19 protein-coding genes and 1 pseudogene are annotated in these 24,910 nt (G+C 51.0%); 13 read left to right on the top strand and 7 right to left on the bottom strand.

Going from position 1 to position 24,910, the window contains the following annotated elements; genetic code table 11:
- Positions 1 to 142 precede the first annotated feature (142 nt).
- Both ACL2XP_RS09240 and iolB read left to right on the top strand, forming a co-directional pair.
- Positions 143 to 1,648, top strand: coding sequence for a CoA-acylating methylmalonate-semialdehyde dehydrogenase (locus ACL2XP_RS09240; protein WP_413738476.1), 1,506 nt, complete (start codon positions 143 to 145; stop codon positions 1,646 to 1,648).
- 15 nt (positions 1,649 to 1,663) lie between these two features.
- On the top strand, positions 1,664 to 2,488 hold the full coding sequence (iolB, locus tag ACL2XP_RS09235) for a 5-deoxy-glucuronate isomerase (protein ID WP_413738475.1): 825 nt from the start codon (positions 1,664 to 1,666) through the stop codon (positions 2,486 to 2,488).
- 89 nt (positions 2,489 to 2,577) lie between these two features.
- Here iolB and ACL2XP_RS09230 read toward each other — a convergent pair whose 3' ends face one another.
- Entirely contained in the window at positions 2,578 to 3,417 is an 840-nt protein-coding gene (locus ACL2XP_RS09230) for a MurR/RpiR family transcriptional regulator (protein ID WP_413738474.1), read from the bottom strand.
- 753 nt (positions 3,418 to 4,170) lie between these two features.
- Between ACL2XP_RS09230 and ACL2XP_RS09225 the strand changes: the two genes are divergently transcribed.
- Together ACL2XP_RS09225 and ACL2XP_RS09220 are read left to right on the top strand one after the other, a co-directional pair.
- Entirely contained in the window at positions 4,171 to 4,998 is an 828-nt protein-coding gene (locus tag ACL2XP_RS09225) for a sugar phosphate isomerase/epimerase family protein (protein WP_413738473.1), read from the top strand.
- A gap of 463 nt (positions 4,999 to 5,461) precedes the next feature.
- Entirely contained in the window at positions 5,462 to 6,514 is a 1,053-nt protein-coding gene (locus tag ACL2XP_RS09220) for a LacI family DNA-binding transcriptional regulator (RefSeq protein ID WP_413738472.1), read from the top strand.
- A gap of 363 nt (positions 6,515 to 6,877) precedes the next feature.
- Here ACL2XP_RS09220 and ACL2XP_RS09215 read toward each other — a convergent pair whose 3' ends face one another.
- From ACL2XP_RS09215 to ACL2XP_RS09205, 3 genes are all read right to left on the bottom strand, one after another.
- Entirely contained in the window at positions 6,878 to 8,374 is a 1,497-nt protein-coding gene (locus tag ACL2XP_RS09215) for a sugar porter family MFS transporter (RefSeq protein ID WP_413738471.1), read from the bottom strand.
- Between the two features lie 142 nt (positions 8,375 to 8,516).
- Entirely contained in the window at positions 8,517 to 9,458 is a 942-nt protein-coding gene (locus ACL2XP_RS09210) for a sugar phosphate isomerase/epimerase family protein (protein ID WP_413738470.1), read from the bottom strand.
- A gap of 151 nt (positions 9,459 to 9,609) precedes the next feature.
- Positions 9,610 to 10,788: a Gfo/Idh/MocA family protein gene (locus ACL2XP_RS09205; RefSeq protein WP_413738469.1), complete on the bottom strand. Its 1,179-nt coding sequence runs from the start codon at positions 10,786 to 10,788 to the stop codon at positions 9,610 to 9,612.
- 1,147 nt (positions 10,789 to 11,935) lie between these two features.
- On the opposite strand from ACL2XP_RS09205, the pseudogene ACL2XP_RS09200 reads away from it, so the two are divergent.
- The 7 genes and pseudogenes from ACL2XP_RS09200 to ACL2XP_RS09170 form a co-directional block, all read left to right on the top strand.
- A pseudogene (locus ACL2XP_RS09200) lies at positions 11,936 to 12,260 on the top strand (Lrp/AsnC family transcriptional regulator); the annotation flags it as partial.
- Between the two features lie 147 nt (positions 12,261 to 12,407).
- Positions 12,408 to 13,139 carry a FadR/GntR family transcriptional regulator gene (locus ACL2XP_RS09195; RefSeq protein WP_413738468.1) on the top strand — a complete coding sequence of 244 codons (732 nt, stop codon included), beginning with the start codon at positions 12,408 to 12,410 and terminating at the stop codon, positions 13,137 to 13,139.
- Positions 13,140 to 13,213: 74 nt separating this feature from the next.
- Entirely contained in the window at positions 13,214 to 14,125 is a 912-nt protein-coding gene (locus tag ACL2XP_RS09190) for a 2-dehydro-3-deoxygalactonokinase (protein WP_413738466.1), read from the top strand.
- A gap of 11 nt (positions 14,126 to 14,136) precedes the next feature.
- Positions 14,137 to 14,784, top strand: coding sequence for a 2-dehydro-3-deoxy-6-phosphogalactonate aldolase (locus tag ACL2XP_RS09185; RefSeq protein WP_413738465.1), 648 nt, complete (start codon positions 14,137 to 14,139; stop codon positions 14,782 to 14,784).
- 128 nt (positions 14,785 to 14,912) lie between these two features.
- On the top strand, positions 14,913 to 16,313 hold the full coding sequence (locus ACL2XP_RS09180; RefSeq protein ID WP_413738464.1) for an MFS transporter: 1,401 nt from the start codon (positions 14,913 to 14,915) through the stop codon (positions 16,311 to 16,313).
- Between the two features lie 21 nt (positions 16,314 to 16,334).
- Complete coding sequence (gene ilvD / locus ACL2XP_RS09175) at positions 16,335 to 18,041, top strand: dihydroxy-acid dehydratase (protein WP_413738462.1); 1,707 nt, start codon at positions 16,335 to 16,337, stop codon at positions 18,039 to 18,041.
- The gene (locus ACL2XP_RS09170) at positions 18,041 to 18,946 is read left to right on the top strand and encodes a dihydrodipicolinate synthase family protein (protein WP_413738461.1); all 906 of its coding nucleotides are present in this window, start codon (positions 18,041 to 18,043) and stop codon (positions 18,944 to 18,946) included. The genes ilvD and ACL2XP_RS09170 overlap by 1 nt, the downstream gene beginning before the upstream one ends.
- A gap of 40 nt (positions 18,947 to 18,986) precedes the next feature.
- Here the strand turns inward: ACL2XP_RS09170 and ACL2XP_RS09165 are convergent, their stop codons facing one another.
- Positions 18,987 to 19,898 carry a LysR family transcriptional regulator gene (locus ACL2XP_RS09165; protein WP_413738459.1) on the bottom strand — a complete coding sequence of 304 codons (912 nt, stop codon included), beginning with the start codon at positions 19,896 to 19,898 and terminating at the stop codon, positions 18,987 to 18,989.
- A gap of 220 nt (positions 19,899 to 20,118) precedes the next feature.
- On the opposite strand from ACL2XP_RS09165, the gene ACL2XP_RS09160 reads away from it, so the two are divergent.
- Entirely contained in the window at positions 20,119 to 21,276 is a 1,158-nt protein-coding gene (locus ACL2XP_RS09160; RefSeq protein ID WP_413738458.1) for an L-talarate/galactarate dehydratase, read from the top strand.
- A gap of 484 nt (positions 21,277 to 21,760) precedes the next feature.
- Positions 21,761 to 23,110: an MFS transporter gene (locus ACL2XP_RS09155; RefSeq protein ID WP_413738457.1), complete on the top strand. Its 1,350-nt coding sequence runs from the start codon at positions 21,761 to 21,763 to the stop codon at positions 23,108 to 23,110.
- Between the two features lie 182 nt (positions 23,111 to 23,292).
- Here ACL2XP_RS09155 and ACL2XP_RS09150 read toward each other — a convergent pair whose 3' ends face one another.
- A complete protein-coding gene (locus tag ACL2XP_RS09150; protein WP_413738456.1) occupies positions 23,293 to 24,105 on the bottom strand; it encodes an aspartate dehydrogenase in 813 nt (270 codons plus the stop codon).
- A gap of 20 nt (positions 24,106 to 24,125) precedes the next feature.
- Entirely contained in the window at positions 24,126 to 24,899 is a 774-nt protein-coding gene (locus ACL2XP_RS09145) for an amino acid ABC transporter ATP-binding protein (protein ID WP_413738455.1), read from the bottom strand.
- Between the last annotated feature and the right edge of the window lie 11 nt (positions 24,900 to 24,910).

The raw sequence follows: 24,910 nt of genomic DNA, 5'->3' as shown, positions 1-24,910 counted from the left end.
TGCTTGCGATCACATAAAATTATAATTCCATAAAATTATCATTGAAATTTTTAATTCGCATAATAGAATGTAATGTAAACATAAGGCTATCCACACCGGTGCCTGTCCAGTGTCTAGTAAGATCAAACATAAGGTTATTTATATGGAAATAGTTGGTAATTTCATTAACGGTACCATCGCGCTGAGTAGTAGCACCGACTCATTACCTGTCACCAATCCAGCTACCGGTGAGGTGACCCGCCAGGTTACCCAGAGTACCCAAGACGAAATGCTGAGTGCGATTACCTCTGCCCACACGGCATTTCCCGCCTGGGCAGCCACTCCCCCCCTCCGCCGCGCCCGCATCCTATTTAAATTCAAGGAACTGCTTGAACAGCATCGCCAGGAGCTGGCTGAGCTGATTTCCAGTGAACATGGGAAGGTCGTTTCCGATGCCCTGGGCGAGTTAACCAGGGGAATCGAGGTCGTGGAGTTTGCGTGCGGCATCCCACATCTCATCAAGGGAGAATATTCCGCCAATGTCGGCACCGGGGTTGACTGCTTTTCAATCATGCAACCCTTGGGCATAGTGGCAGGGATAACCCCGTTCAACTTCCCGGCCATGGTGCCGATGTGGATGTTCCCCATCGCGCTGGCATGCGGCAACACGTTTATATTAAAACCCCCTGCCCCAGTCCCATCGGCATCGGTACGCTTGGCTCAGTTGCTGAAAGACGCGGGTTTACCGGATGGCGTATTTAACGTCGTACATTGCGGCAATGAAGTGGCCAGCCTGTTAACAACCGATCCGCGAATCAAGGCGGTGAGTTTTGTTGGTTCCTCCGGCGTAGCCGAACATGTCTATAAAACGGCCAGCGCCAATGGAAAACGAGTCCAGGCCTTCGGCGCGGCCAAAAACCATGCCATCGTTATGCCAGATGCGGACTTAGATGCTACCGTAAATGCCATTATGGGCGGCGCATTTGGCTCGGCGGGTGAACGCTGCATGGCCCTGCCGCTAGTTGTCGCCGTGGGTGATAATACGGCGGAACATCTTATCGCCAAGTTAAAGCCGCTAATCTCAGCTTTACGCATAGGCCCGGGGGACGACAAAAGTCAGCAAGAAAATGAGATGGGGCCGGTCGTATCCCAGGCACATCAGAAAAAAGTACTGGGCTATATCGACAAAGGTGTGAGTGAAGGCGCCAAACTGGTGATTGACGGACGCAACCACCAAGTACCGGGTCACCCGAACGGTTTTTACGTTGGCGGGACGCTATTTGACAATGTAACCCCCGAGATGACCATCTACCGGGAAGAGATTTTTGGACCGGTGCTGGGCATTGTGCGGGCAATAGATTTTGATAGCGCCCTGCAGATTGTGAATGGACATGAATTTGGCAATGGCAGTGCCATATTCACTTCAAACGGACACTATGCCCGTGAGTTCGTACAAGCGGTGGAAGCCGGTATGGTGGGTATAAACGTCCCGGTACCCGTCCCCGTTGCGTTTCACTCATTCGGTGGTTGGAAACGCTCCGTCTTTGGCGCACTGAATGTACACGGCCCGGACGGCGTTCGTTTTTATACCCGGATGAAGACGGTTACCAGCCGCTGGCCTACCGGACAGCAAACTGTTTCTGAGTTTAGCATGCCGACATTGGGATGATCCCAGGAGGAAAAAATGACTGACTCGCTCATTAGTAGGCGAGCCGTACAAGAGTACGGCCACATTCAGCATATTACGCCAGATAAAGCCGGTTGGAGTTATGTCGGATTTGACGTCTGGCATTTAAAGGCAGGGGAAAAAATTAACCTTCCCGCTGACGACCTGGAGCGATGCCTGGTACTTGTGGCCGGGCTGGCAACAGTGAATACCGACGCTGGCAGTTTCAGTAAAATCGGAAAGCGCATGAACCCTTTCGAGCGCACCCCGCCCTGGTCGGTCTATCTACCCCACCACTGCGCGGCGCAGATTACAGCCGAAACCGAATTGGAGCTTGCTGTGTGCAGTGCCCCGGGTTCCGGCGACCTGCCGCTGCGGTTGATTTCACCAGAGGATGTTGGGGTGGAACACCGCGGCAGGGGACGTAACCAGCGGCTGGTACATAATATACTTCCAGATGATAAGCCGGCGGACAGCCTGCTGGTGGTCGAAGTCTATACTGAGGAAGGAGACACCAGCTCGTATCCTAGCCATAAACATGATACCGCGGTAGAAGGCAAGGAAACCTATCTGGAAGAAACCTATTACCATCGTTTCAATCCAGCGCAGGGGTTCTGCATGCAGCGGGTTTATACCGATGACCGGAGCTTGGACTCATGTGTGGCACCGTATAACCACGACGTGGTAATGGTCCCCCGCGGTTATCACCCCGTGGCAACCATCGCGGGATACGATAACTATTACTTGAATGTCATGGCAGGCCCGGTGCGTAAATGGCAATTCACCTGGGAGCAAGACCACGCTTGGATTAACTCAACGGATTATCCACGCCGGGGGAAATAACCGAGTTCCTTATTTTAGACTTATATTATTTAGTCTGAGCAGCCTGTAGTCAGGCTGCTTTATTTTTTCGCCGGCACAGAAATTACGGGTCATTGACTTGAGTTGTTCAGCGCCAGGGAAACCGCCAGCGTTTGAACCAGGCACATGGAGGCTACTTGTGAACGAAATCCATCAACTTGCGCTTCTCGAACCACAAAACTGACATCGCTGAAAGCAGCCAATGGACTCACCTGACTGTCGGTAATGGCAATCTGCTGTGCGCCATTTTTAGCGCCTAGCTCCACCAGCTCCAGCGTTTCTTTAGCGTAAGGGGAAAAGCTGATTGCCACCACGACATCGCTTTGCCCGACCATGCGCAACTGCTCGGTAAACATGCCGCCAAGTCCGTCAATCAAAAATACATTACGATCGGTATGGCGTAATGCGTAAGTCAAATAGCAGGCCACGCTGAAGGATCGCCCAAGTCCGATGATGTAGATGTTATGCGCCGCTTTAAGTAATTCAATCGCCTGATCAAGGGACTCCTCTCGAATCTGAGAGTTTAGAGTCTGCAGAGCCTGGGCGTTAACCTGCGTAAACACTTTAAGGATTTCGATGGGCCTTTCGGGACTTTTATGCTCATCGTCCTCGGATGATTGACGATAAAGCTTTGCCCGTTCAGTATAATTTGGCGTACCTTCCAAAATGTGTTGCCGGAAGATTTGTTTCATTTCATTGAAACCACTGAAACCAAACGCACTGGCAAAACGAATCAGAGTCGAAGGAGGCACTTTCGCATGCCCGGCAATGGTGGCTATGGTATCTAATGCAACACTATCGGGATTATCAAGCACATAACGACCCACCTGTTTTAGGCGTTTGCTTAAATTGTCATAGCGGCTGTAAATTTCGTCATGCAGTGATGCATATTGAGTTGGTGTATCCGTCATTATCTCTCTCACCAGAATAAAAATTTCGAATCAACCTATTCTATCAGACGTGCCGCGGGACTGCGATATCGATATTCCGCCCATTCTGGTAGGATTAAATTTAAAGAAGCATATTCTTTAAAGCAAGCAGTACCCAAAGACTCAATTTAGCTTTAATTCAATTAATTAACTGTGATCGCACGCTAAATCAAGGTGTTTATTCCCGTACCTTACTAATGATTAAAAAGTGATAATCCTGCGGAAACGACATGATGATTTTAGTCATACATTTATGCCATTTGAGACAAAAATCCACATTCTAGTTTAGCTTATGAAACTTTCTTGGGCAGTAGATTGATCTGTCGGGCTTCCGAAAACGCCGGTACTCAATGCAAAGCATGGCAAAATGTGAAGTAACGCCGACGATGCCTTAGCCAATTATTTTCCCCCTTTCCGCCAAGTTTACCGCCTTTTGCGATATACAAGGATCGGTTATTTTTTCCCCATCCGTACGTTGCATACTCAGCGGGATTACGTGGTTTGGTAAATTTGTGATCGTCTTAACGGAAATTATATTTCATTTATATTAATATGGATAAATATTATCGAATATAAAATTCATGAAATTTCCAAGGGAGCTTATAGTACCGGAAAACGGAAACGAAACCGCACCATATAACTTCAATCAGAGGGTTATTTCCAAAAAAATGGCCGTATGAAGATATGGATTTTTATAATTACTTTGGTACAAATATTATTCTGTAAGGATTAAAAATGAAAAAAGCACTACATGGCGTTTCTGTGTGGTACAGCAATGCAGTGACGCAACTACGGATTGCAAAAGAATGCGGGTTTGATGCGCTGGAAATCCTGCCTGAGCACCTGTTTCGTTATCTGGAAAATGGCGGTACGTATGAAAAATTCTCGAAATTGTTAACGTCGTATGGTATTGAGATCAGCTGTATTAATGCGCTCAAACGCATTGGCCGCTATCAACCAGCAGAACGTGAAACAATGCTTCAGGAAGCGCATAAGTTCTGCCATGCCGCAAAGATGTTACGCTGTCCGGTGGTCCAAATCATGGCGCTTGAGGAACTGAACGATTTGGATGAAGAAACCCGGAATGGGATTTTAGTTAAAAATATTACGGAAATCGCCGACATTGGAAAATCTTATGGGATCAAATTCCAGATTGAAGTCGTCGCATTCACTCACTTTAATAGCCTCAGCCAAGCACTGGAAATAATCAAACGTGTCGGTCGCGACAATGTCGGTGTCGTCATCGATTTTTGGCATTTGCATGCAGGCGGCAGAACCACGCCGGATGAAGTAGCGCGCATGGATGCCAACCTTATTTATGGTATCCATTTCTGCGATGGGCGCGCGGTATGCCTGGGCGAAAAATGGGATGAGTGGGTACAACGTAATTACCAGCCAGGCGAAGGTGAAGTTGATATCCCCGCGTGGATCAAAGCGGTACGAGCCACTGGCTATGATGGGGTATGGTGCCCGGAACAACTGAGCCCGACGCACTGGGAGGATGACTTATGGCAGATTGGCACTGATAATTACAACAGCCTGACGGCGTATACGTCCTGGTGATGTTTATAATTTTGATTCAAAAAGGATAGAAACCATACTTTTTGCGCTAGTGTTTTCTATCCTTTAAAATGTGCCTATCAAACATCTGTCGGCTATCATTGCAACAAGCATCGGGTGAGCGCTAGCTACCGCCATTGTTCGTATATTCATTCATTGCATTTCCGTTATATAAACGAGCGGCATCGCTACGTTTATTGATTTTATTGTTGCAATGGAATGTACATTCAAATAAAAACTGAAGAGCCAGTTAATTATATTATGGTATCTTGAACTCATCAGCACTCCAATAAGAAATCACATTAAAATACGCAAATAAAATAAACAATGTGATAATTTTACATATGAAAGGTTAAATTGATGATCACAAAAATATATACGACAAAGAAACTAAATAATCGCGTGGATCTTGTTGTCAACATAACATTGAGGCATAGTACGGCACTAAGCGCAAGTAAAATGCAGAATGATGAAAAAAGTCCAAAATCCAGGATCGCGACAAAAAGCCACGGCCAGCGACGTGGCAAGACGTGCCGGCGTCTCGAAATGGACGGTATCCCGCGCCTTTACCGAAGGAGCCTCCATTTCTGCTACGACGCGTAAACTTGTGCTGGCATCGGCCAAAGAGCTCGGCTATCGCCCGAACTTGCTGGCACGCAGCCTATCGCAGAAAAGCTCGCATATCATCGGGATAGTCGTGGATCAATTGGGTAACCCGAATCTGAATGCATTATTGGACGAAGTTACACAGCAACTACAAAGCAAGGGCTATATGGCTCTGCTGCTGAACATCACTTCCGAATCCAGCTATGAGTCGGCCATGACGCTAGCCGATCAATTGCAAATCGATGGCCTCTTGTTTTTAGGAACTGTCCTGTCCGACGAGCTTATCGCCTTGGCGCAAGATATTCATCATATACCCCTGGTGCAATTGTACCGCAATAATAATAATCCCCTCATCCCCGTCGTTAGCACGGATGGTTACCAAGCGGGACAGCACATTGCCCAACTCTTGTATGACGAAGGCTACCGCAAGTTTGGCTACATGATTGGACCAAATAATGATTCAACGCCATTACTGCGTTTCGAAGGATATAGAGACGCTTTATCGTCACGAGGAAGCCAGGTTATTACGACGATATATGCTCATCATTATCAACGACACAGCGGCTATGAGGCATTACTTTCGTATTTACAAACAACGCCTATTGGTGAACGCATCGATGCGTTGTTTTGCGAAAACGATATCATTGCCGTTGGCGCCATCGATGCGTTAAGCGATTTCGGCGGTTTACACAATATTGGGATAGTCGGCTTTGACGATATCGATCTCGCTTCCGCTTCGGCATACCAACTCACGACTTATGCGCAGCCGATGAAAAAAATGGTGGCGGATGCCATTAGCCGTATCATGCAGCCGCATAAGACAAAGGATGCTTCACTGTATACCGGTGAATTGAAACTAAGACGCTCACATCTCAGGATCAAAACACAAAGACTTCACAAACCTGTATCGTAGCATTGCAACGGCCCCGCTTACGGACCGGCGATAGCAATATCGCTTATTATTCCATGAATCAAAACCCGAACGTGGCGTCAGCTTACAAAATTGCGAGCGAAGCCAGTGCATGAACGCTGTCACCGCGCGTGGCGCCTGGGCAGCGGCGTTATCCCCAAGCCGCGCAACGCAGTGTCCCGCATAGATTCTCTGCTATTGGTGGCGCAAGTGCCTTTTACTTTCACCGCGAGCACCTCATTTTACCGCGATTGAAATACAGCTAAAAGGCCATTCCACAGCAGGCTATGCGAGCCTGCTATGGAGCTTCCATTAGTATGGTCTTGACTCCGCCGATCCGGTCTTGACATTACCACTCATCGCATATCAATGATCGATAGTGGCTTTGGGTGTTTCAGTACCCGTACGTCGCGCGCCGGGTCCGACTAATGCATCCTCCCCGCTGTATTTTTCCTTGAGGTAGTGTTCTATTTGTTCCAGACTTCTGTCTTTGGTTTCGGGCACGTATTTCAATACAAAAATGGAACCGATAATGCCGACGACGCCATAAGCAGCGAAAGCGCCCGGCAAACCAAACGAATTCAGCAAGATCGGGAATGACATAGCGACGATAACGTTCGAACCCCACAACGTAAATACGGCGGCGCCCATGCATATTCCGCGTATTTTAATCGGGAACATTTCCGCCAGCATCAGCCAGATGATCGGTGCCCAGAAGCCCTGTAAAAAGCACAGGAACAGCAGCATGCCGGCCAATACCAGATAGCTGCGCACGAGATCGACCTCGCCATTGATATATTCGGGCATAAACCCGGAGATAGCGGCGATAAGAAACAAACAGCAGGTACTGCCAATCTGGCCAATCCCGGCCATGGTTCGCCGCCCGAGGTGGCCCAGCAGCCAGATGCCGACCATTACCATAGTGACCGCGACCACGCCGTTGCCGATGGTGGCGAATAGCGCCGCATCGGTACTCAGCCCCGTGCTTTTCAGGATGGTGGGCGCATAATACATAATACTGTTTACCGCGGTCGCCGCATGAAAGAAGGCCAGCCCGATGCCTATCAGGAATACCTTGCGCATCCACGGCGTTTTGAGATCGCGGATACTGCCCTTATGCTGGGGCGACTGGGAAATGGTTTCCTCAATCTCCATCATCTCCCAGTCGACGTCTTCCGGCGCCCGGGTCTTTTCCAGCACCCGCCGGGCGTCGGCGAAACGGCCATTCAGCGCGTACCATCTTGGCGTATCCGGCATAAACAGCATTCCCAGCCAGAGGAAAATCGCCGGCAGCGTGGCGATCCCCAGCATCCAGCGCCAGGTCTCTTCGCCGCCCCAAATCTCGTGGAAAGCATAGTTAGAGATATACGCCACCAACTGTCCGGTCACAATCATCAGTTCATTGATGGAAACCAGACGCCCGCGTTTATTCGCCGGCGCGATCTCGGCGATAAAAACCGGGATGGTGCTCCCCGCCCCGCCAACCGCCAAACCTAATATCATCCGGGAGATGACCATGACGGTGACATTGGGCGCCAGCGCGGAGCCCATGGTGCCAATGATAAAGATAAAGGCGAGGATCAATATTATCCTTCTGCGTCCGGTTTTATCCGCTAATTTACCCGCGACAAGCGCGCCCGCTGCCGCGCCTACCAGCAATGAACTGGTCACCACGCCGATGGTGACGGGCGTGAGACCCAATTCTGGCCCCATAAACAAGAGCGCCCCCGATATCACACCGGTGTCATAACCGAACAGGAGCCCCCCCAATGTGGCGATGGCGGTGATGATTTTGACGAATGGTTTGACTTTGGCGTTGCTATTAGGTCCTGATGCAGGATTCTTGGTTATGTACTGTTCCATAAAGCAAACTCCATACATTAATGGCGCTCCCCCGGCGGAATGCCATCGAGTGGGTGATAGTGATGGTTGAGGAATTCATACAGCCATCACCCTCGCGATACATGATTGCGGAGTAACCCGCAATCATGTTGGACGGTGGGATTTAGCGACTGATAGTTTGTTGCAGCGCCTGGATCGAGGTCTCTATGCCGGCCTCAACGGACATGGTCAGATCCTCCATCTCAAGCGATACCCAGCCGTTATATCCGGTCATGCTCAATACGGAGAAAAACTCTTTCCACCACAGCAAATCCTTACCGCAGCCGACAGCGACATAGTTCCAGGTCCGGTTTTTTGATGCCGTCACCGGCTGGTATTCCAGCAAACCGTCAATATCGGCCAGCCCTCTTTCGATACGCGCGTCTTTGCCGTGCACATGGTAAATCGCGCCTTCCAGTTTGCGCGCCGCCGCGATAGGATCGGCCCCCATGGCGATGAGGTGTGACGGATCCAGATTCATGCCGATAATGTCGCCGACCGCCTCGCGCAGCCGTAATAAGGTCGACGGGTTGTACACCAACTGACTGGGGAACTCTTCCAGCGCGATGTTCTCCACGCCATGCGCTTTGGCATGCGCGGCAAAGTCCTTCCACCAGGGAATGGCCACTTCATTCCACTGATAGTCGATCACCCCCGGCATGTAATCCGGCCAGGACACCGTCGAGGTGATCCAATTCGGAATGGTGTCGTCCGGCCCGCCGGCGGGCAGACCGCTCATCATGACGATTTTTTTCACCCCCAGCTTGCCGGCCAGCTCGACCGTCTTATAACTGCTCGCGGTGTGTTTTTCCCCCAGTTCGCCCGGCGCCAGCGGATTCCCGGAGCAGTTCAGAGCGGCGATTTCCATGTCCCGCTTATCCAGCTCCTTGCGGAAGGCCGCCAGTTTGTCCCGGGATTCCAACAATTCGTTGGTTTTGACATGCGGGCATGATGCCCAGCCGCCGGCGGTCATCTCAACCCCGGCAAGGCCATAACCTTTCACCCGATCCAGCATGTCCGTAAAGGACAGATTCGCCAGAACATCTGTGCACAGTGCAAGTTTCATAATCAATCCTGTCTACGATGATTCATGTTTACGTCTGGCAGGCCGCAGTCTGCCAGGCTTCTCAATGAACAAGACGTTGTTATGCTTTCATTTCCGCCACAATTAAGGGTGTCCGCGGCGGCCAGTACCAAAAGCACGTGTTCGCCAGCGCTTATTCGAAATTCACCCAGGCGGAGCCGCTGTTGGCGGAACGCACGCAGTTTTCAATCCAGCGCACCCCTTCCAGGCCGGCATTGATACCGGGATAGATTAATTTTTCCAGCGCGGCCGTATCGCCCGTCCGTTTGGCCTCGATAGCGATGGCGCATTGCAGGTAGATATTCGCCCAGGATTCGGCCAGACCTTCGGTATGCAGCGCGCCCAGACGCTCGTATTCCAAGGCGCTTTCATCAAGGTAGGGCATACCATGGTGCAGGACCTGATAGGGCTGGCCCTGTATCTGGTACTTGAGTTCCCCGGGGTTATAGTCCCCCCATTCCAGGCTGGCTTTGGAACCAATCACACGGATGCTCTGGCTATCCATGGAGCCCGCATTAACCGCGGAAGCCCACATTCTACCCACGGCCCCGCCGTGATAGTGCATGAGGACCATGGCATTGTCCTCCAGCGGCGCACGCGAAGGAATGAAGCTCTGGCGGTCGCACAGCAGTTCCTTGATATGCAAGTCCGGCATTACCAGTTGCGAGATGTAATAGGTGTGCGTGGAAATGTCGCCCAGGACAAAGGTGGGACCGGACACCTTGGGGTCGACACGCCATTTGGCTGCGTCGCTGCTCTTCTCCGCCGCCGCATCAGCGCTAAAACCATGCGTATATTGCAGTTCAACCATTCTGACGTCACCGATATCACCCCGAGCAATCATGGCGCGCATCTGCATCAGTAGCGGATGACCGGAAAAACCATAGGTAACGCCGACGATAAGCCCTTTATCTTCCGCCAGCGCCTTGATTTCCTTCGCTTCCTTGGTCGTGAAAAACAGCGGTTTCTCACAAATGACATGCAGGCCTGCTTCCAGCGCGGCACGGGTGATGGCGTAATGGGTGCCATTGGGGGTGGCCACGGTCACCACTTCCACGCCATCATCGCGCTGGGTTTCAGCCGCCAGCAAGTGCTGGTAGTCGTCATAGCACCGGCTGGGGTCCAATCCCAGATTGACGCCGAAATCACGTCCCCGTTCGGCATCGATATCGAATGCGCTCGCCACCAGTTGGAACGCCGTATTATCGCGCAGCGCGCCGCTGCGGTGTTTATAACCAACCTGGCTCAGCCGTCCGCCACCGATCATCGCCCAGCGCAGCGGACGCGGTATTTTCTTCTCACCGATTAACATATTCCCTCCTGTTTTTGAGAAACATTTTTAAAACGCCATATTTAAACTCCGTCATATAGATTTCCTTTTTATATTAAAATCAAAATATTGCACCCGGGTGCATTTTAATTCGCAACAAAACAAAAAAGTGTGGCTCTTTTATTGAATCGATAAAGCATGTTATTTATCAATCCACAGCGCCTGAGTCTTTTGTTAAAAAACTCCATGCACCCGGGTGCATTTTCGCTAAAAAAATTTTATATATTAAAATAAATTGCAGATTGTAGATTGTTATCCAATTTTGGACATTAATTTTTATGTGAAAAATATGACCACGCTTCACCACTAGTACGGGTGAATTCGAAAAAGTAATCATCTGCTAACAAAAATTGAAAGAATGCTATTTTTTTTCATCCCATCCTCTCGCGACCAGACAACATTTCATAATGTAACACACTGAATTTTAATGAAATGATATAATCCGGTTGGTATGCCAAAAGTATCCGCAGCTTTGTGTTATTCCCTAAAAAACGTCAGCTGCCGCCATTGGATGTTACATTTTATTCATGAAATATAATTTTCACATTGAGTAGAAAAAGTATAAAAAAACTGAACTGACGATGACTATAAGGTTGACAAGCAAAAAGTCAAATAACAAATTTTTAAAATTGAGATATTGATCACCATCGATAGAAATGGATTAAGGCGGATCATTTCGCATCCCTCGCCGCCTATCGCCGCTACAAAGTCCATTCAGAAATGATCCCAACGCTTTATTCTATCGCCCCTCCAATTATCGCATCGTGGTTGTTGTATGTGCGAAGGGCACACTATTAGCTTTGCAGCAAAAGCTGCATTTTTTCGCGGTATAAAATCTCGGATGGGACGGCGGGACGCCCCACAACTCACAAGATGAACCAGTCCCAGCGCGACGATCTGGGCAGGTATCGGCCAAGAACCGGCTGGATTGATAAACTGAGGCAACAGGGCCGGGAAAAGCAGGAATACCTTCGGGTTAAAACCGCTCGCGCAGGCCACTTTCGCGGCCCACCGCGCCCATGAGCCGGATTCATGTCCGTCCCCGACGCTGGGTATGGATGGATGAACCAGCATATTAATGCCAAGCCACATCATTAAGTGAAGTGCGCTTTAAGGGAGATTATTCTAAATGGATAAGCTAGATCGCAATATTCTTGCGGAACTACAATCTGATGGGCGCCTTTCATTAACGTAGTTGGCCGACCGGGTGGGGCTAAGCCTTTCCCCTTGCCATCGGCGGGTGCGTGCGTTGGAAGGGGCGGGCATTATCATCCAACCTTGATCCCGGCAACCCGGTTTTTCATTACCGGGCAATCGTCTTTGTAACCCTCCGTGAAGGCGACCGGCACTCTGTAGAAACGTTCGAAGCAGCAGTCACCGATATACCTCAGATTGTCCTGGTTCAACGGCTTTTCGGCGAAACGGACCAATTTCTTAACGTAATTGGCCATGACCGGCTTATTACGTTGCCTGAAAAAAATCTGAACAGGTAATTAAAGGCATTTTTTTGGCATCGCGAATGTTTCACTGAAGATTAGCCACATGGCATCGCCATAGCTTATTATGTGCATCAATAACGTCTTCGCAGTTTGAGAGCAGCAATGAAACTCCCTCAGTCAACCCTTTCTGAATCCGTAACGCAGCATCTCGCACGCAGAATCATTGACGGCGATCTCGCGCCGGGACGTTCTTTACCCGGGGAAAACGAACTGGCCGGCGAGTATAAAGTATCGCGAACCTCCGTGCGCAATGCACTACAGGTGCTGGCGGCCAAAGGGTTAGTTTCAATTCAGGCGAAAAAGCGCAGCACCGTCAATAATCGCGATCAGTGGAGTTTGCTGGATGTTGATGTGCTCGGCTGGCTTGCAGAGGGAGAAGTGGACCAACAATTGGTAGAACAATTGATGGTGACCCGTCTGATATTTGAGCCCAATGTAGCAACCCTTGCCGCCCTCAATGCCAACGGCCACGATCTGGCATCACTGGAAGATGCCCTCAAGCGTATGCATAATGGCCAGCAGCAGGCAGAACGTGCCCTGTTTGAAGAAGGGGACCTCGCTTTCCACCAAGCTTTATTGCGCGCCACTCATAATCCCTTCCTTCTGGCGTTAGGTAATGCCTTGTCCGCCGCCATGGCGCTTTCCTTCCGTCAGACGCTTGAAAAAGACGTACGCCAAACCAAATCCGCCGTTGACGAACATTTCCTATTATATGAGGCCATTCGTCTTAAACAGGTGGACAACGCCCGCCAGCAAATGCGCGTAATCCTGCTTAACGCCGCAAGGAAGCGTATCTGGCAGGATCGCCCGGAGATGTTAAAACATTTTATTTGATCCGCGATTGACGTAATTCCGATCTGACTCACAGATTGTGGGTATTTTTTTTTCTATCATTCTTGTATTACAAGATGACATCGGTTGTATTACTTGATATGAAGAAAAATTGGATCGCTATCGATTGGGGCACCACCAACTTCCGGGCATTTCTGCTGCGGGAAGGGGAACATATCGAGTCCATCAACCAAGCCTGTGGGCTATTATCGGTGGAAAAACAACAATTTGCCCCAACCTTGCAAAATCTTCTGCGCCAATGGCTTTTGCGCTATGGTCCCCTGCCAATAGTAATGGCCGGAATGGTTGGGTCACAGCAAGGCTGGCATGATGTGCCTTATACCCCGCTGCCTTGCGGTGTAGGGGAACTGCTCTCGCGGACGTTGGCGTTCGTCACCCCCTGGGGCAGTCCGGCGTGGATCGTGCCCGGCGTCCGGGGTATGAGCCCATATGGACTGCCCGATGTGATGCGCGGTGAAGAAGTCCAACTGCTGGGGCTTGCCGCATTGCACCCTGCCGGCGGGCATACCGTCCTATTACCTGGCACCCACAGCAAACATGTACTGATGGTGAACGAGAGGATCGCCGCCTCCTCCACTTTTATGACCGGCGAGCTTTTCTCGCTTCTGAGTCAATATTCGATTCTCGGCAAAGCATTGCCGGAACAGCGGGAAAGCAAACATGCGTTTGTACATGGCGTTGCAACGGCACAATGCGGCGCGCCCTTTACCCACCAGATCTTTTCCGCGCGAACCTTCCGCCTGACTGGTGATATTCCGGAGACCGCCATCCGGAGCTATATCTCAGGTTTATTAATCGGCTATGAACTACTGTCGCTACCGGAGCAGGAGCAGTCGTGGGTTATCGGCTCGCCTTCTCTGACCGAACGTTATCAACTGGCCTCAGGCCAAATGAATCGCAATCTATTCGCTGTTAACGGTGACGACTGTTTTGTCAGTGGCCTCGACCTTATCTTTACCCTGCTTTAAGGAACCGAACGATGAATCCGGAACAATTTCTTATCCGCTGGCAAAAGGAAACTTTACCGCTTGTCGCGATTTTGCGTGGCATAACGCCTGACCAAGCGGTAGCCGCCGCCCAAACGCTACTGGCATGTGGTTTCCGTTATCTTGAAATACCGCTTAATAGCCCGACCCCGCTGGAGTCTATACGGCTGATGCGCGATGTCGTAGGAAATCGTGGCTACGTTGGCGCCGGGACGGTTCTGAAACCTCAGCAAGTTGAACAGGTTGCCGAATACGGCGGGCAATTAATCATCAGCCCGAACTGTAATCCCGCAGTCATTCGCCGCGCTTGCGAACTCGGACTGATAAGCATACCCGGCGTGATGACCCCGAGCGAGGCATTTAGCGCAATCGATGCCGGCGCCAGCGCGCTGAAACTATTTCCCGCTGAACAGATTACCCCGGCAATCACCAAAGCTTTCCGCGCAGTGCTACCGCCTGAAGTAGCCTGCCTTGCCGTCGGGGGCATCGAGCCAGACGCATCGCAAATGCGCGGTTATATCCGGGCCGGAGCTAACGGCTTTGGCCTCGGAGGCGGCCTTTATCAGGGGGGAATGGACAACGAGACGTTACGTGAACGCGCGTGCGCTTATCAGCAAGCCTGGCGCGAGAGCATGGAATGACAACCTGATCTGCTTTTACAGCGCTGCCGTGCAGGCGAAAAACCATCGGATAGCGAAACCACAACGACATTCGCACTGACGCCATCATTGCGAAACAAGTTCAATTTGATTCTCTGGAGATGACAACAATGAATGAGACTCTAGACTACACGCCTGCTGCGCAAGCAGTTGAATCCAGGGTATACGTAAAAATCACGCGACGCCTGATCCCCTTTCTGATCCTGTGTTATTTCTTCGCCTACCTGGACCGTGTGAATGTGGGGTTCGCCAAACTGCATATGCAGGATGCGCTTAACTTTAGCGATACGGTATACGGACTGGGAGCCGGGATTTTTTTTATCGGTTACTTTTTGTTTGAGTTACCCAGCAATCTGATGATGCAACGATTTGGACCGCGCTTATGGATCGCCCGTATCATGGTAACCTGGGCGGTGCTTTCGGCAGGGATGATGTTTGTCACCACGCCCACCCAGTTTTATGTAGTGCGCTTTTTACTCGGCGTCGCCGAAGCGGGGTTCTTTCCAGGGATCGTTTTCTACCTTACCTTATGGTTTCCGTCCTGGCGCTCTGCTCGCACGCTGGGGCTGTTTATTCTCGTGACGCCGCTTTCGACCATTATCGGTAGCCCCTTATCAGGTCTGATCCTCAAACTGTTTGACGGCGTAGGAGGTTTGCACAATTGGCAGTGGCTGTTTCTGGTCGAGGCCGTCCCATGTTTCCTGTTGGCTTTCGTGGTGCTTCGCTACCTCGATAACGATGTGAAGTCCGCAAAATGGCTGAGCGGCGCCGAGAAGCAACTGGTCATGGATGATCTGGCGAGAGACGCCGCCAACCGCCAGCGGGCAAACAGCGGTAGAGTGGACAGTAGTCTCAAGGGTATGTTTTCCAATGGCTATGTCTGGCTGCTGGCACTGGTGTTCTTCAGTTTTAATATCGGTTACTACGGCATCAACTTCTGGCTACCGTCGATTATCAAAACCTCTGGTGTAAATGATGATGTCTACATCGGCCTACTGGCTGCGTTGCCCTATGTCTTTGGCGCGGTGTTTATGGTGTGGAACAGCCGTCACTCCGACCTGAAACGGGAGCGCCGCTGGCATATCGCTGTACCGGCGATGATCGGCTGCGTTGGCCTGGTACTCAGCGCCTATTGCAGCGGCTCGACTTTCTGGATGATGCTATGGATTTGCGTGGCGATGTCCGGCACCTTGGCGCTCATTCCGACTTACATCAGTCTGCCCGGCTCGTTGTTGTCCGGCACAGCGGCGGCGGCAGGCATCGCACTGGTCAACTCCGTGGGAAACCTCGCCGGTTTTTTCGGCCCCACCGTCCTGGGCTGGCTAAAAGACACCACTGGACGTACCGACGCGGGTTTATACATTCTGGCGGGTTTCCTGCTGCTTTGCGCCCCGCTGATCCTTACCCTGCCGGCCCGTCTGGCTAATCCGAAAAAAATCGACACGATACCCGAACAAAGCGGTGTGCAGCCTCAAACTGCCCATCATATCAACGCGACTTCGCGTCGCTAACGTTAAAAAGAGAGGGTGACTATGAGTGGATGTGGAGGATGTGCCAACTGTGGCACGCATTTCAACCCTATCCTGGAAGGCGATGATGGCGCCCTGAAACGTGCGTTGTATAAGTCCATGGGACATACCGACGAACAACTGCGCCGTCCGGTAATCGCAGTAGTGAACAGCTATACCAACGCGACGGCGGGTCACGCTAATCTGAATGAGCTCACGGCAAAAGTGCTTGAGGGGATTGACGAAGCCGGCGGCGTCGGCATGGTATTTGGGACAATAGCTCCCTGCGATGGCATCGCTGAAGGGCATCTCGGTATGCGCTTCATTCTGGCAGCCCGCGAGGTGATTACCGCTTCAATTGAAGTAATGATGCGCGCCCATCGTTTCGACGGCATGGTGTTGCTCGGTTCCTGCGATAAAATTGTTCCTGCCATGCTGATGGCCGCCGCCCGACTGGATATCCCGGCGATTATGGTCAACGGCGGTCCTATGTATCCGGCCGAATATAAAGGAAAACACTGGGACGGAAATATTGTCACTGAAGCCATCGGCTGGAAAAAGCGAGGAGAAATCAGCGAAGAAGAATTTGCCCATATCGAGAATATCGCCGAACCGGGTCCTGGTTCCTGTACCATGTATGGCACGGCGAATACCATGTGCTGTATTGGCGAAGTGCTGGGAATGAGTCTGCCGGGCAGCAGCACGCTGCCGGCCGTTTCACAGGCGCGGCGCGAATGCGCTGTCGAAACGGGGCGCCAGGCCGTGAAACTGGTGCAAGGCGGCGTGAACGCACGCCGGATCATCACCCCTGCGGCGATTCGTAACGCCATGATTTATCTGCTGGCCACGGGGGGGTCCACCAACGCTATTTTACATCTCCAGGCAATCCATTATGAAGCTGAGCTGGGTCATCTGCCGCTTTCGGCTTTCGATAAGTTAAGCCATCATGTCCCGCTGGTGGCATCACTCTACCCGGCCTCCGAGCACGACATGATCGATTTTTGGGAGGCGGGCGGCGTACAGGCGGTGGAATACGAAATCCGCAAACTGATGGATCTGAATGCCCTCACCGTGGCTGGAAAAACGAAAGCCGAACTGCTGGCTGCCGCCAAGCCAAGCTGCCGTCCGGAAGTGATCCACACGTTGGCTATTCCGGTGCGTAATGAAGCAGGCGTCGCGGTATTGCAAGGTAATCTCTCACCGCTTGGCTGTGTGGTAAAACCGGCGGCGGTACCGGAAAACCTGATGGTATTCCGCGGGCCGGCAGTGGTATTCAACAGTGAACAAGAGTCTGTCGACGCTATTATGTCCGAGCGGATCAAGCCTGGCAGCGTACTGGTATTACGCTATGAAGGCCCTAAAGGCGGGCCGGGTATGCCGGAAATGTATAAACCGATGAAGTCGCTTGAAGGAATGGGACTATCCGATAGCTGCGCGCTGATTACCGATGGCCGCTTTTCCGGATCTAACCGCGGCCTGTTCGTCGGCCATATTTCACCGGAAGCAGTAGAGGGCGGCGCGCTGGGGCTGGTGGAAAACGGCGATGAGATCACAATCGATATTCCGCAACGCACTCTGACGCTGCATGTCGGCGAAGCCGAGCTGGCCACGCGACGCGAAAACTGGCAGCCGGTGAATAAAGACGTACCGCGCGGCTTTTTGCGGCTGTATCGCCGCTGGGCGCTGCCTGCGGCACAGGGCGCAGTGTTGGCGGACCGGGAGGATGACTGATGACTCAGCACTTTACTGCTCAGGATATTGTCGGGGTTAATCCCATCACTGCGATGCCGTTTACCCGCCAAGGCGAACTTGATGAAGACAGCTTCGTACGACTGCTCGAACATCTCGCCGCCGGCGGCGCGCAAGGTACCACACTGTTTGGCATTGCCAGCGAGTTTCCTAAACTCGACGATCGGGAGCGCGACCGCCTGGCACAAATCTTTGTCAGTGTATTGGCGGGCAGTCCAATATACCGAGCGGTGTCGGTCACCGACCACAGCACCGAAGTTGCGGTTAAGCGAGCCCGCTATTATGCCGGACTGGGCGCGGATGCGTTAATGCTGTTGCCGCCTTTTTTCCTACAACCCAGTCCGGATGCTATTCAGGAGCATATTTTCGCCGTGCTTGATGCCGTAGATATTCCGGTGATGGTACAGTATGCCCCGGGGGAGACCGGGCTGACCATCACTCCCGACCAGTTGGCCGCCGTCAGCGCACGCTATCCGCACGCGGTATTTAAAATCGAGTGCAACCCGCCGGTCGAATACACGCGCGAGTTTCTCGCTCGGGCGCCGCAGGCCAGCGTGCTTAACGGCTATGCCGGGCTGTTTATGCTGCAAATGCTGGCGGCGGGCGGCAAAGGCGTAATGCCCGGCTGTTCATTTACTGAGGTTTATGTGCGTATTTATCGTCATTGGCAGCATGATGAACGACAGCATGCGCATGCGTTACATGATGCCCTATTACCCTATATTGAGCGCTGGATGAGCCACTGCGAATATATCATTCAGGTGGAAAAAACCATTCTGATGCGACGCGGCGTAATAAGCACCGATTATTGCCGCCGCCCCGGGTGGGTACTGACGCAGGAAGACCACCAGTTGATCGACCGTTTCATCGCCGACTTCCAGCTCTAACCTTCTGGCCGCGATACGTTCGCGGCTTGCCAGCGAGCCATTACCCCCCGCCAGGCAATAGCGCAGGATGTACCGACTGGCGTATCGCCGCCAGCATTACCCGAAACGCCGGATTATCATTGTCCTCCCGCCACACCAGATAAAGCGCGCTTTGTATCCCGGCCGGCAATTTAATACGCCGGAACGCCGTATTTTCAAAATGCACCCGCGTGGCGCTTTCAGGGACCAGCGCCATAGCCATGCCGGTATTTACCAGGGCCAGAATAGTTATTGTCGAACTGATATATTGCACATATTCCGGCCGTACATCCACCGAGCGAAACATCCCGGTCAGTAATTCATAAAAAGGTTGCCAGGCAGAAAGCGAATACATAATAACCGGCTGCCCCTCAAGTTGCTCGAGCGCAATCTCGGGCAATGTCGCCAGCGCATGGTTCCGGGGTATGGCCAGGACAAAGTCCTCTCGCACCAGACATTCGCTTTCAAACCCCTGCTGACCCAGGGGAGAGCGGACAATGCCGATATCGGTCTGGCGCAGGCGTAGCGCTTCCAGTTGTTCAGCCGTCGACATTTCCCGCAGAGAAATGTCGATATCCGGATGGCTATGGCGCCCTTCGGCAATCACTTTCGGCAAAAAATCGTACACGGCGCTGGAAACAAAACTGATGGTGACGGTGCCAATATCCCCTTGCGCCATTCTGCGGACATTAAATGCGGTCGCATGCGCGCGTTCGAGCAAATCCTGCGCCTCGATAAAAAATCGGCGGCCCGCCGCAGTTAACGTTACCGCTCTGGTGGTGCGCTCAAATAAACGTACCCCAAGCTGACGCTCCAGTAACTGGATCTGGCGACTGAGGGGCGGTTGAGTCATATGCAGCCGCTCGGCCGCACGAGAGAAACTCAGTTCAGTGGCAACAGCCATAAAACATCGCGCTTGTCCTAGATCGAACATTAATATAATCCCAGCATTAATCTATATTTTAATTAGATTAGACAGCATAAGTTATTCATTGCAAGATAACACTTATCGAATCGTACTGACAACCTGGTTAACGTTAACGGCGTCGCGCCTGCGGCTTATATGCCCCGGGCACTATCGTCCAGGGCATCACCGCCCGATGAACCTTGCCAACCACCCTATACAGAATGACTCATACTAATAAGGCCAGACCATGACAATACATCTCCCCTCCTCCGCCAATGGCGCAGACCGTATCAGCTGGATCAATCTTTCTTCCGTAACAGTTCCACTCAATGTAGCGGTCAGTGATGCCAAGGTACTTACCGGCCGGCAAAATGCATTGAAGGATGTGTCGCTGCTGTTTGCGGAAATTGAAACCGAACAAGGGCATAAGGGATTGGGTTTTACTTACACTTTGCGCACCGGCGGTCCGGCACAATTTGCCCATGCCCGTGAAATCGCCCCGTTGCTGATCGGAGAAGATCCGAACGATATCAGCCGGCTGTGGAGTAAAATGGTGTGGGCCGGTGCTTCGGTGGGACGCAGCGGTTTGGCTACGCAGGCCATAGCGGCTTTTGATACCGCTCTCTGGGATTTGAAAGCCAAACGCGCAGGACTTTCGCTCGCCAAACTGCTCGGCGCTCACCGGGATGCAGTACGCTGTTATAATACGTCGGGCGGTTATCTCCAGGCTTCGGTAGAAGAAATTCTGGCCAAATCGACGCAATCATTGGAACGTGGGATCGGCGGCATCAAAATGAAAGTCGGCCATCCGGATCGCCGGGTGGATTTGCAGCGTGTCGAAGCGGTACGTAAACATTTGGGTGACAGCGTGCCCTTGATGGTGGATGTCAACCAGCAATGGGATCGTACTACCGCGTTGCGTATGGGCCGCGTGCTTGAGCAATATAACCTGCAATGGATAGAAGAACCTCTGGATGCTTATGATGTCGAAGGGCACCGCGCATTATCGGCCGAGCTTGACACCCCGGTCGGAACCGGCGAAATGCTGACCAGCGCCGGCGAAGTTGCTGAATATATCCAGAAAGGGGCCATTGATTTAGTCATGCATGACGCCCCCCGGGTAGGCGGAATCACGCCGTTCCTGAAAGTGGCGCAGATGGCGGAAGACCATGGATTAATGATGGCGCCCCATTTTGTGATGGAAATCCATGTCCATCTGTCGGCAGCTTATGCCCACGAAACCTGGGTCGAACATTTTGAATGGCTGGAACCTGTATTTAATGAACGCCTGGAAATACGCGATGGTCAAATGATCGTCCCCACCCGCCCTGGCCTAGGCTTCACATTACACGAACAGGTTACCGCCTGGACCGTAGCACAATACGAAACCGGGCTACGGAAATAAGCGATTAAAGATTGCGCTTAGGAATAAGCTGTTTTCTCAAGGGATGAATCCATCAGCGCAAGGGTAGTTTTCGCTTATTTAAACGAATCGTATGCACAATATTATTTCAATATTGTGCATTCTTTTTTTTATGATTTATTAGCATCTTTTCTACCGCGGTATTGTAATTAACCCTCTCATTATCCCTAAAAAATAATTTTAATAGTCTTTTTTTTGGCGTCAATTAATTGTGATTAGCATCACAAAGTAATGGGACTTTGCCTTAGCGTAGGCGAAATTTTCACTATATATTTAAACAAACGCACAATGTTTTATGCTGACTACTCACTTATAATCCCCGAATCGTGCCTTAACCATACTTTGTTTTTTTATCCGAAAGATATGTTGGATTTCATTCAGATTTTATCGAACTATCGTCATACCTCTTGGTGACAATTGTTATCATAACTTGCACTCCCCTACTATAATGCAGAGGTGTATTTAAATGAACGTCCAGTCTGTAACGCCGCGTAAACAGAATAGCCATATTCGCTATTTAATATTAATTATCGTTTTTCTGATCACCAGTGTTAACTACGCCGATCGCGCGACCCTTTCTATCGCCGGCAGTTCGGTGGCGAAGGAACTGGGTTTGGATACCGCGGATATGGGGCTGATTTTCTCGGCCTTCGGTTGGTCTTATTTATTGATGCAGCTGCCCGGAGGTTGGCTGCTCGATAAATACGGTTCAAAAAAGGTGTACGCCTTTAGCCTGTTTTTCTGGTCCCTGTTTACTTTCCTGCAGGGATTCGTGCATTTTCTGCCGCTGGCCTACACGGTCGTCAGTTTCTTTATGCTGCGCTTTCTACTTGGCGTAGCCGAGGCGCCCTCATTCCCCGCCAATGCCCGTATCGTCGCGGCCTGGTTCCCAACCAGTGAACGCGCCACCGCCTCATCTTTTTTTAATGCCGGCCAATATTTTGCTTTGGCATTATTTTCCCCGCTGTTGGGTTGGTTGACGTATGCCTGGGGCTGGCAACATGTTTTCACCGTGATGGGGAGCATTGGATTTGTCTTGACGCTGATTTGGTTGAAATACGTACATAATCCGTCGGAACATCCAGGGATGTCCGCCAGCGAACTGGACTATATTGTGAAAGGGGGCGCCATGATCGATATGGATTATAAAAAAACCGACCCCTTACAAGGCGGACCTAAGTGGAACTACGTTAAACAAATGCTAAGTAACCGGATGTTGATGGGAGTATTCCTGGGTCAATATTTTATCAATACCATTACTTGGTTTTTCCTCACCTGGTTCCCGATTTACCTGGTTCAGGAAAGAGGCATGTCCATCCTGAAGGTCGGATTAGTGGCATCGATACCGGCCATTTGCGGTTTTACCGGCGGTATTTTGGGCGGAGTCAGCTCCGATTGGCTATTAAAGCGTGGTTTAAGCCTGACCGCCGCCCGAAAAATACCTATTGTCGCAGGGATGATCCTGGCCACCTCGATTATTTTATGCAATTATACCGACAATGAAATCCTGGTGGTCGCGCTTATGGCCTTGTCCTTCTTTGGCAAAGGGTTTGGCGCATTGGGATGGCCGGTGATTTCAGATACCGCGCCAAAAGAGGCTGCAGGACTATGTGGCGGCATTTTCAATGCCTTCGGCAACGTCGCATCGATTGCCACACCGCTGATAATTGGCTATATGGTAAAAGAAATGCACTCTTTCAACAGTGCGCTGGTTTTTATCGGCGCCTCGGCAATTGCCGCAATGCTTTGTTATTTGCTAGTGGTAGGGGAAATAAAAAGAATGGAATTAAAAAAACCGGCTATCAATAAACAGTAATGAGTATTGCGCGCCATTAGGGTTAATGTACCGAAAAATTAATTTTGACAGGGTTACACAACAAAAAAACAGCAAACTTTATTGTATGCTGTTTTTTTATTTCTAGGAGTACTGACGAATGCTCATTGCCAATCTAATCGAATTACAGCTGACACTCGTATAAAGAAATTTATTCGGTCAGGTCAGGTTCCCACACGCAAGTGCGAAATCAAGCGATCCAGTACTGCAAGCACGCTATATATAGAGAGAACGCCGGTACGGGGATTATCACGCGAAGGTACATTTTCTATACTCATCGTAAAACGTGAAGCGGAAGAATTCACTATGACAGTATGAGTATTATACTGAAGTCCCGGTACAGCCCAGATTTCGTATTCAGTGAGATCTGGTCCCATACCTGCAAGCGCCACGCTCGCCAGCACGTTGACATTAGCGGGAAATAGCAACGCCGCATCCCGTGGTGAACCGCTAAAAATCCGGGTCGGTTCAGTCATGATATTCACGTCAATACCGTTATCCACCAGATAAGGCGCGCCAGCCAAGGATTCAGGCGGCTTACGCGTGACCATTTTCACCGAATACAACTCGCCCTCCGCGGCAGCAGCCAGGGCATCGAGACCGGCAATACCGCCTGACGGCACAATAATCCTCCCGCCGTTTTCGCGGGCAATAACGCCTAAGTGCGGCAGGGCAAGCAACCCGGTGGAGCTAAGCACGACCACTGTTTTACCCAAGCGCAGCGCCGGCGCGGCAATTGACTCAAGCAGATTGGACGGCGCGCATTCAATAACAATATCGCACAGTGTTGCCAACCCCGCGATGTCGGTGATTATTGGTTCGGCGTTTTGCCAGATCATGGGTGGCGGGGATAACGGCTCCCTGACTGCAATGGCGGCCAGCGTATAACCCGCCCGCCCTTCATCCAGCGCCTTTGCCACGCCTTTTCCTATCGAGCCAAAACCGGCAATACCTACGCGTAATTTTTTTTGCATCATCAACCCTGCTTTATTTGTGATCAGTGAATTATTTTACTCAAGAAGTCTTTCGCTCGTTCTGTCTGGGGATGCTGGAAAAATTCATCAGGAGTCGCTTGTTCAATAATCCGGCCCTGATCCATAAATACCACTCGATCGGCCACCTCTCGTGCAAACCCCATTTCGTGGGTGACGCATAGCATTGTCATGCCATCCCGGGCCAGGCTTATCATAGTATCCAAGACCTCATTGACCATCTCGGGGTCCAGCGCAGAGGTCGGTTCATCGAATAACATCACCTTCGGCTGCATACACAACGCCCTGGCAATAGCAACCCGCTGCTGTTGACCGCCGGAAAGTTCACCGGGATATTTTTTCGCCTGATTGGCTATGTGCACTTTCGCCAAATACTGCATGGCCAATTCTTCGGCTTCCTGCTTGTTTGTACCCAGGGCGTTGACCGGTGCCAGCGTGCAGTTTTCCAGGATGGTCAGATGGGGAAAAAGATTGAAATGCTGAAACACCATACCGACATCACGACGAATTGAGATAATATCGTCATGCTGCTCCGTCAATGTTTTACCATTTACCACAATCAACCCCGAGTCATGCTTTTCAATATGATTAATGCAACGGATCATGGTCGACTTACCGGAACCTGAGGGGCCGCAGATAATAATTTTTTCCCCTTTTTTTACACCAAGATCGATTTCCGATAGCGCGGCGAAATGGCCAAAATGCTTATATACCGCCTCAAGTAAGACGATAGATGACGCCCGATCCAACGAGCATTTTACATTATTTACCGCATTCATCGATTCTTTCT

This window comes from Sodalis sp. RH21, from assembly GCF_047324175.1.
Lineage (GTDB): Bacteria > Pseudomonadota > Gammaproteobacteria > Enterobacterales > Enterobacteriaceae > Acerihabitans.
This window is presented reverse-complemented; position numbering and strand designations above follow the sequence as displayed.

Excerpts from the sequence above, each read along its gene's own strand:
- ACL2XP_RS09150 (WP_413738456.1), bottom strand. The coding sequence starts at position 24,105 with ATGATGCAAAAAAAATTACGCGTAGGTATTGCCGGTTTTGGCTCGATA.
- ACL2XP_RS09160 (WP_413738458.1), top strand. The coding sequence starts at position 20,119 with ATGACAATACATCTCCCCTCCTCCGCCAATGGCGCAGACCGTATCAGC.
- ACL2XP_RS09190 (WP_413738466.1), top strand. The coding sequence starts at position 13,214 with ATGACATCGGTTGTATTACTTGATATGAAGAAAAATTGGATCGCTATC.
- ACL2XP_RS09145 (WP_413738455.1), bottom strand. The coding sequence starts at position 24,899 with ATGAATGCGGTAAATAATGTAAAATGCTCGTTGGATCGGGCGTCATCT.
- ACL2XP_RS09195 (WP_413738468.1), top strand. The coding sequence starts at position 12,408 with ATGAAACTCCCTCAGTCAACCCTTTCTGAATCCGTAACGCAGCATCTC.
- ACL2XP_RS09225 (WP_413738473.1), top strand. The coding sequence starts at position 4,171 with ATGAAAAAAGCACTACATGGCGTTTCTGTGTGGTACAGCAATGCAGTG.
- ACL2XP_RS09220 (WP_413738472.1), top strand. The coding sequence starts at position 5,462 with ATGATGAAAAAAGTCCAAAATCCAGGATCGCGACAAAAAGCCACGGCC.
- ilvD (WP_413738462.1), top strand. The coding sequence starts at position 16,335 with ATGAGTGGATGTGGAGGATGTGCCAACTGTGGCACGCATTTCAACCCT.
- ACL2XP_RS09185 (WP_413738465.1), top strand. The coding sequence starts at position 14,137 with ATGAATCCGGAACAATTTCTTATCCGCTGGCAAAAGGAAACTTTACCG.
- ACL2XP_RS09170 (WP_413738461.1), top strand. The coding sequence starts at position 18,041 with ATGACTCAGCACTTTACTGCTCAGGATATTGTCGGGGTTAATCCCATC.
- ACL2XP_RS09205 (WP_413738469.1), bottom strand. The coding sequence starts at position 10,788 with ATGTTAATCGGTGAGAAGAAAATACCGCGTCCGCTGCGCTGGGCGATG.
- ACL2XP_RS09210 (WP_413738470.1), bottom strand. The coding sequence starts at position 9,458 with ATGAAACTTGCACTGTGCACAGATGTTCTGGCGAATCTGTCCTTTACG.
- ACL2XP_RS09230 (WP_413738474.1), bottom strand. The coding sequence starts at position 3,417 with ATGACGGATACACCAACTCAATATGCATCACTGCATGACGAAATTTAC.
- ACL2XP_RS09155 (WP_413738457.1), top strand. The coding sequence starts at position 21,761 with ATGAACGTCCAGTCTGTAACGCCGCGTAAACAGAATAGCCATATTCGC.
- ACL2XP_RS09215 (WP_413738471.1), bottom strand. The coding sequence starts at position 8,374 with ATGGAACAGTACATAACCAAGAATCCTGCATCAGGACCTAATAGCAAC.
- ACL2XP_RS09180 (WP_413738464.1), top strand. The coding sequence starts at position 14,913 with ATGAATGAGACTCTAGACTACACGCCTGCTGCGCAAGCAGTTGAATCC.
- iolB (WP_413738475.1), top strand. The coding sequence starts at position 1,664 with ATGACTGACTCGCTCATTAGTAGGCGAGCCGTACAAGAGTACGGCCAC.
- ACL2XP_RS09165 (WP_413738459.1), bottom strand. The coding sequence starts at position 19,898 with ATGTTCGATCTAGGACAAGCGCGATGTTTTATGGCTGTTGCCACTGAA.
- ACL2XP_RS09240 (WP_413738476.1), top strand. The coding sequence starts at position 143 with ATGGAAATAGTTGGTAATTTCATTAACGGTACCATCGCGCTGAGTAGT.